General features: G+C 69.5%; 8 protein-coding genes. 1 reads left to right on the forward strand and 7 read right to left on the reverse strand.

What is annotated here, in order from left to right:
* Positions 1-62 precede the first annotated feature (62 nt).
* The 7 genes from FJ091_16235 to FJ091_16265 all read right to left on the reverse strand — a co-directional run bounded on the left by FJ091_16235 (position 63) and on the right by FJ091_16265 (position 10,897).
* Positions 63-308, reverse strand: coding sequence for a hypothetical protein (locus FJ091_16235; protein ID MBM4384903.1), 246 nt, complete (start codon positions 306-308; stop codon positions 63-65).
* The gene (locus FJ091_16240; protein MBM4384904.1) at positions 305-3,406 is read right to left on the reverse strand and encodes an efflux RND transporter permease subunit; all 3,102 of its coding nucleotides are present in this window, start codon (positions 3,404-3,406) and stop codon (positions 305-307) included. The genes FJ091_16235 and FJ091_16240 overlap by 4 nt, the downstream gene beginning before the upstream one ends.
* Entirely contained in the window at positions 3,403-4,476 is a 1,074-nt protein-coding gene (locus FJ091_16245; GenBank protein ID MBM4384905.1) for an efflux RND transporter periplasmic adaptor subunit, read from the reverse strand. Before FJ091_16245 ends, FJ091_16240 begins: the two co-directional genes overlap by 4 nt.
* Positions 4,473-5,138: a TetR/AcrR family transcriptional regulator gene (locus FJ091_16250; protein ID MBM4384906.1), complete on the reverse strand. Its 666-nt coding sequence runs from the start codon at positions 5,136-5,138 to the stop codon at positions 4,473-4,475. Before FJ091_16250 ends, FJ091_16245 begins: the two co-directional genes overlap by 4 nt.
* Before the next feature lie 141 nt (positions 5,139-5,279).
* Positions 5,280-5,825 carry a hypothetical protein gene (locus FJ091_16255; protein ID MBM4384907.1) on the reverse strand — a complete coding sequence of 182 codons (546 nt, stop codon included), beginning with the start codon at positions 5,823-5,825 and terminating at the stop codon, positions 5,280-5,282.
* Positions 5,826-6,162: 337 nt separating this feature from the next.
* Complete coding sequence (locus tag FJ091_16260) at positions 6,163-7,404, reverse strand: amidohydrolase family protein (GenBank protein ID MBM4384908.1); 1,242 nt, start codon at positions 7,402-7,404, stop codon at positions 6,163-6,165.
* A 19-nt stretch (positions 7,405-7,423) separates the two neighbouring features.
* Positions 7,424-10,897: an indolepyruvate ferredoxin oxidoreductase family protein gene (locus FJ091_16265; protein MBM4384909.1), complete on the reverse strand. Its 3,474-nt coding sequence runs from the start codon at positions 10,895-10,897 to the stop codon at positions 7,424-7,426.
* Between the two features lie 167 nt (positions 10,898-11,064).
* On the opposite strand from FJ091_16265, the gene FJ091_16270 reads away from it, so the two are divergent.
* Positions 11,065-11,898 (forward strand): LLM class F420-dependent oxidoreductase, encoded by an 834-nt coding sequence (locus tag FJ091_16270; protein MBM4384910.1) that lies wholly within the window; start codon positions 11,065-11,067, stop codon positions 11,896-11,898.
* The last annotated feature ends 27 nt before the right edge of the window (positions 11,899-11,925 follow it).

An 11,925-nucleotide genomic window follows, 5' to 3' on the forward strand; every position in this document is an offset into this window, starting at 1 on the left:
AGCGCGATGCGCTGAGTCATTTCGGCCCGGCCGAAATGACTCACCCTCGGCGGTGGGGCCGATCAGGCCGGGCCGATTCGGCCTACCCCATGGACCGCTCGCCACAGCGCTTGAAGCCCCAGCTCGTCCACCCAGTACGCCAAGTAGTCGTGGTCGATCAGCGCCGCGCCCGCGCGAATGCGCGCGGCTTCCTCGATCGCTCTCGCGCCGCGCGCGAGCAGCGCTTGCAGCAGCGCATCCTCGGGCGTGAGGGCGCCGCCGTTCCTTGCCGCGCGCCGCGCAGCCTGTTCCGCGTAGTCGCGCCTCACGTCGCGAGCGGCTCTGCGGGCGCCGCCTCGGCACGCATCTCGTTCACCGGCTCGCCTGCATCCTCGGGCCGCACCTCGGGCCTCAGCAGCTTGTAGAGGACGGGTGTAACGAGTCGCGCGAGTAGGGTGGAGCTGACGAGGCCGCCCATGATCACGATCGCGAGCGGCGAGTAGAGCGGGGCGCCTTCGAGTGCGAGCGGCAGCAGGCCGCCGAGCGCGGTGAGAGTCGTGAGCAAGATGGGCAGGAAGCGGATACGCCCCGCGCGCTCGATCGCTTCGTCGAGCGCCACGCCCTGCGCGCGCAGCTGATTGGTGAAATCGACCAGCAGGATCGAGTTCTTCACCTCGATGCCGACCAGCGCGATGAAGCCGATCATCGCCGTGAACGAGATCGTCTCCCCGACGAGGAACAGCGCGAAGAGCCCGCCCGCAACGCCGAGCGGGATCACGCTCGCAACGATCAGCGTGCTCTTGAAGGTGCGGAACTCGAGCACGAGCACCGCGAGCACACCGAACGCCGCGACGAGCATCGCGGTGCCGAGGCCGCCGAAGCTCTCGGCGGCTTCCTCCATCTCGCCCGCCACTGAGAAGCCCGTGCCAGCGGGCCACTTCTTCGCTTCGAGCCGAGCGACCGCCGCGCTCGTGACCTTGTTCGTGTTGAAGCCGCCGCGCACGTCGGCCGTGACGCTCGCGCTGCGAATGCCGTCGCGGTGGTCGATGCGCGCGAGCGAGCTCTCGAGCTCGACGCTCGCGAGCTGGCGCAGTGGCACCTGCGCACCGCTCACACTCGTTACGGAGAGACGATCGAGCGCGCTGAGGTCGGGCCGCCCGGCTTGATCGAGCGTCACGCGCACGACGTGCTCTTCACCGGCGGCGTCACGCAGCACGCCGGCTTCGAGCCCCGCGATCGCGAGCCGCACCGCGCGCTTGAGCTCGAGCTCGGGGACGCCGAGGCGCCCCGCCTGCTCGTCGTCGACGCGCACCGCGAGATCGAGCTTCGGCTGCGCGAGGGGATTGTCCACGTAGCGCGTGCCCGGCGTCGCGAGCAGCAGCGCCTCCACCTCGCTCGCGAGGTGCGGCAGCTGCTCCAGCTCTTCCGCGAAGACTCGAATCTCGATCGGGTTGTCGAGCGGCGGCCCATTCTGGAACTCGAACACGCGAATCTTCGCGTTGGGGTAATCCGCGAGCTCCGCGCGAATCTCGTCGAGCAGCTGCGGAGACGCGAAGGGTTCCCACTCGTCGAGGTGCACGAACAGCTCGGCGATGCGCGTGTTCTCTCCGATCGGCCGCACGTTGTAGAAGATCTGCGGGTTGCCGTGGCCGACGTTCGTAATCACTCGCTCGACTTCGGGGTGCCCTGCGAGCACGCGCTCGGTGAAACGCGCAGCCTGCTCGGTGGCAGCGAGCGTCGCTCCCTCTGCGCTCTCGATGCGGATGCGGAACTGCGGGATGCCGGCTTTGGGGAAGAACGAGATGCCCATGGTGGGCACCAGCGCGAACGCGGCGGCGACGAAGGCGATCGATGCCGAGCAGCTCACGACGGGACGTGTTAGGGAGAAGTGGAGCAGCGGGCGGTAGCTCGCCTCGATGCCGCGTTCGAAGAGCTGGAGCGCGCGATTCCCGTGCGCTCCGGTTTGCGGCAGCCAAATGCTCGCGAGGAACGGGATGATCGTCAGCGAGACGAACAGCGACGCGCCCACCGTGAAGATCACGGCGAGCGGCATGCCGCGGATGTAGAGGCCCGCGCCGCCGGGCAGCGTGAGCAGCGGCAGGAACGCGAGCATCAGCGTCGCGGTGCAGCCGATCACCGCGACGCCGATCTGCTGCGTCGCGCGAACCGCGGCCTCGCGCCGCGTCGCACCGGCGCGCAGGAAGCGCGTCACGTTCTCGGTGACGACGATCGAGTCGTCGACGAGCAAGCCGAGCGCGATCACGAAGCCGACGATCGAGAGTTGGTTCAGCGAGAGCCCCACGGCTTCGAGCAGCGCGACGCCGATCGCGAGAGAGAGAGGAATCGAGAGCATCACGATCAGCGCTGCGCGCAGCCCGAGCGGCAGCAGCGTGAGAAGCACGAGCGCGATCGCGAGTCCGAAGTCGCGGTACAGACCGTCGAGTCGATGCGCGACGTTCAGCGACTGATCGAAGATGACCTCGGCGGCGACCTCCGCAGGCACAGTCCCGCGAAATTCTTCGAGCGCAGCGATCGCGCGATCGCGCACGTTGAAGATGTGCTCGTTCTCGCGCAGCTCGACCGTCACGAACACCGCCCGCCGGCCGTCGACGCGGGCGACGTGCGTGAGCTCTTCGTAGCCCCAGTCCACGCTCGCCACGTCGTCGAGCTTCACCAGCCGCGCGCCGTCGGCGGCGACCACCGTGTCGCGCACCTCGTCGAGCGACTCGAAGTGCGTGCCCGTCTCGACGTTGAAGCGACGGCCGCCCTGCTCGACGGCGCCGCCGGGAATGTTCGCCGCGCCCGCTTCGAGCGCGCCTAACACGCGCGTGAGTGGAACGCCGAGCTGCTCGAGCTTCGCGGGATCGAGCCGCACGCGAACCTGCGAGTCGGGATACGCCCAGGTCTCCACTTCCTTCACGCCGGGGAGCACTTCGAGGCGATCCTCGAGCCGCTCAGCTTCGCGCTCGAGCACGCGCCAAGGGGCGGTCTCCGAGAGCAGCGCGATCTGCAGGATCGCGACCTCGGTGGTGCGCATCCGCTCGACTTCGAGCCGCGCGAGGTCCGCGGGCAGCTCGCCGCGCACGGCGTTCACCTCGCGCACGACCTCTTCGTACTTGCGCTCCGGGTCGGCGTCCCAGGTGAACTCGATCACAGTCACCGCGAAGCCGTCCTGCATCATGCTCTCGACGTCCCGCAGATCGTCGAGCTCGCGCACGCGGTCCTCGATCGGATCGACCACGAGCTCTTCGAGATCGCGCGGGGTCGCGCCCGGATGGACCGCCGTCACGAAGTAGATCGGCATCGGGAAGCTCGGATCTTCCGAGCGCGGAATCGTGCGCAGCGCGGAGACGCCGATCGCGACGAGCATCGCGAACACCACGAGCGTGAGCTGCGGCCGTTCGACCGCGAACTTCGCGATTTTCATTGCGCGGCCGCGACGTCGCTTGCCATCACCCGAACGAGCGAGCCGTCGCGCAACCACGTCACGCCATCGGTCACGACCTCGCTCACGCCTTCCACGCCCGCGCTGAGCGCCGCCTCGTCGCCGCTGAGGAACGCGAAGCGCACGTCGAGGCGCCGCGCGCGCGTGCGCTCCGAGTCGAGCGCGAACACCGTGCCCGTGTCGCCGTCGCCCGCGGCGAGCGCGGTGAGCGGCACGAACGAGAGGCTCTCGCCGCCGCTCGGCACGATCTCGACGCGCGCCGCGATACCCGAAAGAAGCAACAACTCGCTCGGATCGAGCGCGACCTCGATGTCGAACGTGCCGGTGGCGGGCGAAGCTGCCGCCGCGATCTGCGTCACGCGACCCGCGAGCGGCTGCGCGGGGTGAGCGTTCGTTTCGATCTTCGCGGCGTCGCCTAGTCGCAGCCGCACCACGTCGCGGTCCGCGACTCCCACGCGCACGATCCAGCCCGGCGCCGCGGACTTGAACGCGAACATCGGCGCGCCCGCGGCCACCATCTCGCTCTCTTCCGCGAAGCGCGCGAGCACGACGCCATCCGCCGGCGCGCGAATCTCGGCGTGCTGCGCATCGAAGCTCGCCATGCGCAGCCCCGCGCGCGCCGCCTCTTCCTGCGAGCGCGCATCCTGCACGAGCGAAAGCGCCGCGACGCCCTCGCGGTACAGCTGCTCCGCACGCGCGCGGTCGCGCTCCGCCTTCTCGTGCGCCATGCGCGCCTGCGTCACCCTGGAGCTCGCCTCGTCGGGCTTCAGCGTCGCGAGCAGCTGCCCGCGCGCGACGCTCGCGCCTGCGTCGACGTGCATGCGCTCGACGAAGCCCGGAATCTTGAACGCGAGCCGCGCTTCTTCCTTCCCCGCGAGCGAGCCCGTCGCCCGAACGGGCGCCGCCGCTGCGCCGCGACGAACGGGCGCGACGCGTACCGGCTGCGCTTCCTCCGCGACTGCGGGAGGCGGCGCCGACACATCGCGACACGCAGTGATTGCGGCGCAGGAGAGCGCGATTGCGAGCGCACGGGCTGTCAGGGACGACGTCATGTCTTGCGCCTCTGCCGCCGCTCGGTAGCGGCGGGCCTCGGGCGCGCAGACTTTGCGGGCTTCGCGAGCAGCCCGCCGAAGGCGAATCGATACGCGTCGCGCACAACGCGCGGCAGATCGCGGGCCGGAATTACGCTGTGCGTGCGCCCGCGAATCACCGCGCTCGCGATGCCGTGCACCTCGCTCCATACCGCGAACGTGGCGGCCTCGATGTCGGCGCGCGGCAGCACGCCGGCGGCCATGCAGGCGCGCACGACGCTGCGCAGGTGCTCGTAGTTGTCGAGCCCGACTTCCCAGCGCTTGTCCTCGCGAATGCGCTGGCCAATGCGGTTCGTGATGAACATCAGCTGATAGAGCTGCGGGTTCTCGAACGCGAAGCGCAGGTAGCGCTCGCCGAGCTTGAAGAGTCGCTCACCGGGCGGCACCGCCACGCCGTCGAGCGAGCGCACCGCCGTGCGCAGTTGCGCAAAGCCGAGCGCGTGCAGCGCGAACAGGATCTCGTCCTTGTCGCGGAAATACGCGTACAGCGCGCCGGGCGTGTACCCCACCGCCTCCGCGATGCGCCGCATCGAGACGCGCTCGAATCCCTCGTCGAGAAACAGCTGCAGCGCCGCGCGCGTGATCTGCTCGCGCACCACTTCGCGCGCGCGTTCCGTGCGCACATCCCGCCGAGAAGGCGGGGGCCGCATTCGCTGTTGGGGGGAGGGCATTGAACACCGTTCAGAGCGCTGAACGGAGTTTAGTCTGGCCCCGAAGCACGGGCAACTCGCTCCGCCGCTCGTACTCGCCGGACGCCCCGCGGGCTACTCGCCCTTCCGCTTCCCCGTCACCGCCTCGTACACGTCGTCGAGCGTGACGATCCTGTCTTCGCGAGGCGCCGAAGTCGACAGCGCGGCACCGTCGAACAAGACCTCGGTGACGCGATCAAGCTCGACTGGGATGAAGATCTCGTGCTCGACCTGAACGATCTTCTCGCCTTCCACGCGGCAGCCGCCCCATGCGAGCTTCAGCACCGTCGTCCCCACCGGCACAGGAAAACGAATCCCCGAATCGGCCCGAAACGGTGGCCGCTCTCCCTGCGGAATCACCTGAACCCCGCTGACGTACGCCTCCCCCGCGATCGACACCGCCAGCCAGCAAGCCGCCGGCTTGACCCATCCCTTCACCGAGGCTTTGTCGGCGTGGTCGTAACTCACGTCCGGGATCAGGGGCACGCCCCGATCGTCGATCTTCAACTCCACCCACCCATGCGGATGCGCGAGCACATAGTCCCGCCGCTCCACCGGCAGCGACGAGGCACAAGCCACGAGCACCGCAAACCCCATCAACACGATGTGACGAGCACGCACGACGACACCTCCGCTGAGCTGCGCGGGTCGGCGGGCCTCAACGGCGCGCCGACCCGCGCACGCGTCCACCCCGTTCTACGTGAAGCCGCACAGCAAGAGCAGCCGGCGCGGGCCGCAGCGGGGGTCGCGGAGCGAGTGCCCAGGCGCGAGGCGCGCTCACGCTCGGATGCATCGCGAAGCAGCACGACCGGCGCACAGCAACCAACTGACGCGCCCGCGCGGCCGAGCGGAGGCGAGCCCCCGCGGAGGCCCGCGCCGGCTGCGCTGCCCCGAACGACCGGGTCACGCGCCACCACAAGCACGGCGAGTCTTCGACGCCGTGCGACCCCGAAGCGAGCTAGATCTCGCCCCGCATCACCACTCCACCCTTAACAACCGCCCGCACCTTCTCGCGACTCTGCAGCAGCGCGATGTCCACCGATGGGTCGCCATCCACCACGAGCAGATCCGCGTAGTACCCCGCGCGAATCATGCCCGTCTTCACGGCCCCGCCAAACAACTCCCCGCCGTTCTTCGTGCTCCAGCGAATCACGTCTAGCGCCGGAATGCCGACCTGCTTCACGTAGAACTCCAGCTCCTCCATGTAGCGCCCGTGCGGCAGCACGATGATCCCGTAGTCGTCCCCGAGCACGACCTTCATCCCGTTCTCACGCGCGCGCTGCACGCGCCTCAGCACGTTGTCGAACTCGCTGCGCAGCCCCGCCATCTGCTCCTCGGTCGCCATCGAGAGCGCCGCCGTCGGCGAGAGCATCTGCGCGGTGAAGAACGCGCTCGGCACCCAGAACACGCCGCGCTCGAGCATCGCGTCCGAACATTCGTCGTCCATCTGATCGCCGTGGTCGATCACGTCGATGCCGGCGGCGATCGCTTCGAGCATCACGTTCTTCCAGGCGATGTGAGCGCGCACCTTCGCGTGGCGCGAATGCGCGGTGCGGATGCAGGTGAGCAGTTCCTCCTTCGAGAGGCTCGACTCGCCCTCGTGCTCGGCGACGGCGTGACCGCCCGAGAGGAAGAGCTTGATCATGCGCGCGCCGCGCTTGATCTCGGTGCGCACCGCGCGCTCGAACTCGTCGGGGCCGGAGCACAGCAGCTGCGCGCCCTTGTTGCCGAGATTCCACCACCACTTCTCTTGGTCCGTGTAGCCGCCGATCGCGTCGAGACCGCGGCTCGCCGGCAGCAGGCGCGGGCCCGGGATCAGGCCCTCGTTGATCGCGAGGCAAACGTCCGCGTCGATCGTGCCCGCGTTCGCGCCGCTCGAGATCACGCTCGTGACGCCGCAATCGAGTGCGAGCTTCAGGTTCTTCGCCGCCACGAGCGCGAGGTAGTTCTCAGGGCGCTCGACGCCGAGCGGCTCGGGCTGAATCGTGATGTTGTTGTACGAGGCGTGGAAGTGGCCGGAGACGATGCCCGGCATCACGGTCTTCCCCGCCAGATCGACGACGCGATCGTCTGGCTTGGTCGCGACCGGCGCGCTTCCGACGCTCGCGATGCGATCGCCTTCGACGACGACGTTCAGGCCGGGCTGCGCCTTGGTGTCGCCATCGAGCACGTTGGCGTTCTTCAAGATCAGGCGGGACATCGCAAATCCTCCCTAACAGCTAGGCCCGGCGGAACGCCGCGAGCAGCTCTGCTTCCTTCTCGCGCGCCGCTTCGAGGTGACGTTCCTTCACGCTGTCGAAGCCGCGCACCATCTCGGGCAGCGACGCGACCTCGACCGCGATCGGGAGGTTCTCGCGCGTCAGCGCGTCCGTCACCTCGCCGAGCGTGCGCTCGTAGCGCGCGATCTCGGCGCGCTCGTCGCGGCGGTGCGCAGTCCAGCCGAACGGGTCGAACGCGCTGCCGCGCAAGAACTTCAGCGCCGCCATCGCCTTGAACGCGGGCGCCATCACGCGCATCGGGATCGACCACTTCTTCACGCGCCCCGTCTCGGGATCGCGCGGCGCCAGGAACGCGGGCAGGAACTGCGGCGAGAGGTGAAGCGCTAGCGCGTAGTCGCCCTCGAACTCGCGCGCGACCTGCGCCACGAAGGAGCCGTCGCTGTAGAGCCGCGCGACTTCGTACTCGTCCTTGTAGGCGAGCAGCTTGAAGTAGTACCGCGCCGCCGCCTTCGCGAGCGCGTCGTGGCCGCGCACGATCTCTTGCTCGCGCTCGGCGACGCGCGCGACGAAGCGCCGGTAGCGCTCGGCGTACGCCGCGTTCTGGTACGCGGTGAGGAACTCCGCGCGCTTGGCGACGAGCGCGTCGAGAGACTCGCTCGCAGGCGACGCGGGCTCGCGCAGCAGCGGCCTCGCGGCGGAACGCACCGCATCGGGGTTCACGGCGAGCAGGCGCCCCCACGCGAACGCGCGGCGGTTCATCTCGAGTCCGCGTCCGTTCAGCACCATCGCGCGATCGAGCGAGGCGAAGCCGAGCGGCAGCTTGCCGCGTTGCCACGCGAGACCCAGCAACAACATGTTCGTGGCGAGCGCGTCGCCGAGCAGCGCGACGGCGAGCTCGCTCGCGTTCACGACCTCGGTGTTCGCGTCGCCGCACACGCTGCGCACGGCGCCGACCATCGCGTCGGCCGAGAGGTCGAGGTTCGCATTCGTCGCGAAGGCGACGGTGGGCTGCACGTGCGAGTTCACGAGCGCGAACGTGCGCGGCGCGAGCTTCGGGAGGTTCTCGAAGCTCGTCATCACCACCGCGTCGCAGCCGATCGCGAGATCCGCGCCGGCGCTTCCGATGCGCGTCGCGTGAATCTCCGCGGGCGTCTTCGCGATCCGCACGTGGCTCGCGACGGCGCCGTTCTTCTGCGCGAGGCCCGTCACGTCGAGCTCGCTCGCGCCGCGGCCTTCGAGATGCCCCGCCATCGCGACGATTGCGCCCACGGTCACGACGCCGGTGCCGCCGATGCCCGTGAGCAGCACGTTGTACGGGCGGTCGAGCGCGGGCAGCGCGGGCTCGGGCAGCGCCGCGAACAGCGCAGCCTGGTCGATGCCAGCGCCCTTCGTCTCCGCCTTGCGCAGCTTCCCGCCCGTCACCGACACGAAGCTCGGGCAGTAGCCCTTCACGCACGAGAAGTCTTTGTTGCAGCTCGACTGGTTGATCTTGCGCTTGCGGCCGAGCTCGGTTTCGAGCGGCTCGATCGAGATGCAGTTGCTCTGCACCGAGCAGTCGCCGCAGCCCTCGCACACCAGCTCGTTGATCACGATGCGGCGATCGGGGTCGTGAAACTTGTCCTGCTTGCGGAGTCGCCGAGCCTCCGCCGCACAGGTTTGGTCGTAGACGATCGCGGTGACCCCCGGCGTCTCGCGCAGCTGCTTCTGCACCGTGAGCAGCTCGCTGCGGTCGTGCACGGCGACGCCGGTGGGGAACACGCCTTCGTCGAACTTCGTGATGTCGTCCGTGACGACCACGACGCGCTTCACGCCCTCGGCAACGAGCTGGCGTGCGATCTCCGGGCACGTCACTTCGCCTTCGAGCGGCTCGCCCTCGATCGGCTGGCCGCCCGTCATCGCGACGGCGCCGTTCACGAGCACCTTGTACGTGATGTTCACACCCGCTGCGACGCAAGCGCGGATCGCGAGCAGGCCGCTGTGGAAGTAGGTGCCGTCGCCGAGGTTCTGGAAGACGTGCGGCAGCGACGTGAACGGCGCGGTGCCGATCCAGTTCGCGCCTTCGCCGCCCATGTGCGTGGCGCCGAACGTGCGGCGCTCGGGAAGCCACACCGCCATGCCGTGGCAGCCGATGCCGCCGAGCGCGATCGAGCCTTCGGGCACCACGGTGGAGGTGTTGTGCGGGCAGCCCGAGCAGAAGCTCGGGAGGCGCATCAGCGCGCTCGCCGGCGCCGCGGGCATTGCAGCTTCCGCGGCGCGCAGCAGCGCCGCGTGCTCGGGCGCGCGGCGCGCGAGCCAGCTGCGAATCACGCCCGCGATCGCGCTCGGCGTGAGCTCGCCCTCGTTCGGCACGAGCGGCGCGCCGTGCTCGTCACTCTTCCCTAACAAGCGCGGCCGCTGCGCCTCGTTGAAGAGCACGCGCGCGAGCTGCTCCTCCACGATCGCGCGCTTCTCCTCCACCACGAGGACGTCTTCGAGGCCGCGGCAGAACTCGCGCGCGCCCTCGGGCTCGAGCGGCCAGGTCATCCCCACCTTGTAGATGCACAGGCCGATCTCGGCGCACTTCGCTTCGTCGAGCCCGAGCTCTTCGAGCGCTTGCCGCACGTCGAGATAGGGCTTCCCGGCCGTGATGATTCCGAAGCGACGCTTCGGCGAATCGAGCGCGATGCGATCGAGCCCGTTCGCACGCGCGAACGCCTGCGCCGCGGGCAGCTTCACCTGATACAGCGCGCGCTCGATCTCGAGCGGGACATTGTTCATCGTGACGTGGTGATCGCGCGCGGGGAACGCGAACTCGGGCGTAACGACTCGTACGCGCTCCGGGCCGACCTCGACCGAGGCGCCGCTGTCGACCGTGTCGGTGAGGCACTTCAGCGCGACCCAGCAGCCCGAGAAGCGCGACATCGCGAAGCCGAGCAGGCCGAAGTCGAGGTACTCCTGCACGCTCGACGGATTCAGCACGGGGATGCCGGCGTGAATCATCGCCTGCTCGCTCTGATGCGCGATCGAGCTCGACTTCGCGCCGGGGTCGTCGCCGCACAGCGCGAGCACGCCGCCGTGCTTCGCCGTGCCCATGTAGTTGCCGTGCTTGATGGGATCGAGCGAGCGGTCGACGCCCGGCCCCTTGCCGTACCAGATCGCGAACACCCCATCCTTCTTCGGGCCCGGCTGCACCATCGCCTGCTGCGTGCCCCAGACTGCCGTCGCGGCGAGGTCCTCGTTCACGCCGGGCTGGAAGAGCACCCCCGCGCGCTCGAGGTGGGTGCGCGCCTCCCAGAGCGCGAGGTCGTAGGTGCCGAGCGGCGAGCCGCGGTAGCCCGAGATGAAGCCCGCGGTGTTCAGCCCCGCCGCGCGGTCGCGCTCGGCCTGCAGCAGCGGGAGCCGCACGAGCGCCTGCACGCCCGTGAGGAACACACGGCCCGACGCACGCGTGTAGCGGTGGTCGAGCTCGTAGGTCGTGTCGAGGGGCGTCGCCATGCGAAGCGCGGGCGTTAGCGCTGACGAATGGACTTCGCTCGCGCGGCGCGCCTGGGGACGTGCACCAGGGACGTACGTGCAACTCTCCCGCGCTATGCACGTACGTCCCCGATGCACGTGCAACGGAGACGCATGTGCATCCCTCGCGATGCGCACGGGGAGCTGCGATGAAGCTCGGCATCACGATGCACGCGACCGATCTCGCCATGGACGTGGCGGAGCTCGCGCGCGAGGCCGAGGCGCGCGGCTTTCACTCGCTCTACATCCCCGAGCACACGCACATCCCGGCGAGCCGTCGCACGCAGCCGCCCACGGGTACGGCGGAGCTCGAGGCGCAGTACTACCGCAGCCCCGATCCGATCGTGGCGCTCGCCGCCGCCGCCGCCGTCACGCAGCGCATCTTGTTAGGCACGGGCATCGCGCTGCCTGCGCAGCACGACCCGATCTCGTACGCGAAGCAGATCGCGACGCTCGATCGCATCGCGCGCGGCCGCTTCGTATTCGGCATCGGCTACGGCTGGAACGAGGACGAGATGGAGAACCACGGCGTCGACCCGCGCCGGCGCCGCGCGCACACGCGCGAGGCGATGCTCGCGATGCAGGCGCTCTGGTCGAACGAGGTCGCGGGTTATCAGGGGGAGTTCGTGCGCTTCACGCCGAGTTATCAATGGCCGAAGCCGGTGCAGCAACCGCGCCCGCGCGTGCTGATCGGCGGCGCGCCGGGGCCGCAGCTGTTCGCGCACATCGCCGAGTTCGGAGATGGCTGGATGCCGATCGGCGGCGCCGGCATCAAGCAGGCCCTGCCTGAGCTACGCCGCCTCTTCGAGCAGCGCGGTCGCGACCCGAGCTCGCTCCACGTCGTACCGATGGGCGTTCTCCCGGATGCGGCGAAGCTCGCCTACTACCGCGAGGTGGGCGTGACGGAATGCGTGCTTCGCCTCCCGAGCGCGCCGCGCAGCGAGGTGATGCCTGCTCTAGAGGCTTTCGCGCGGCTCCTGTGAGCACACGCCGCCCGCGCGTAGAGCGCG

The sequence above is a fragment of the Deltaproteobacteria bacterium genome (assembly GCA_016875395.1).
In the GTDB taxonomy this organism is placed as follows: Bacteria; Myxococcota_A; UBA9160; order UBA9160; family UBA6930; genus VGRF01.

Excerpts from the sequence above, each read along its gene's own strand:
- FJ091_16240 (MBM4384904.1), bottom strand. The coding sequence starts at position 3,406 with ATGAAAATCGCGAAGTTCGCGGTCGAACGGCCGCAGCTCACGCTCGTG.
- FJ091_16245 (MBM4384905.1), bottom strand. The coding sequence starts at position 4,476 with ATGACGTCGTCCCTGACAGCCCGTGCGCTCGCAATCGCGCTCTCCTGC.
- FJ091_16260 (MBM4384908.1), bottom strand. The coding sequence starts at position 7,404 with ATGTCCCGCCTGATCTTGAAGAACGCCAACGTGCTCGATGGCGACACC.
- FJ091_16265 (MBM4384909.1), bottom strand. The coding sequence starts at position 10,897 with ATGGCGACGCCCCTCGACACGACCTACGAGCTCGACCACCGCTACACG.
- FJ091_16270 (MBM4384910.1), top strand. The coding sequence starts at position 11,065 with ATGAAGCTCGGCATCACGATGCACGCGACCGATCTCGCCATGGACGTG.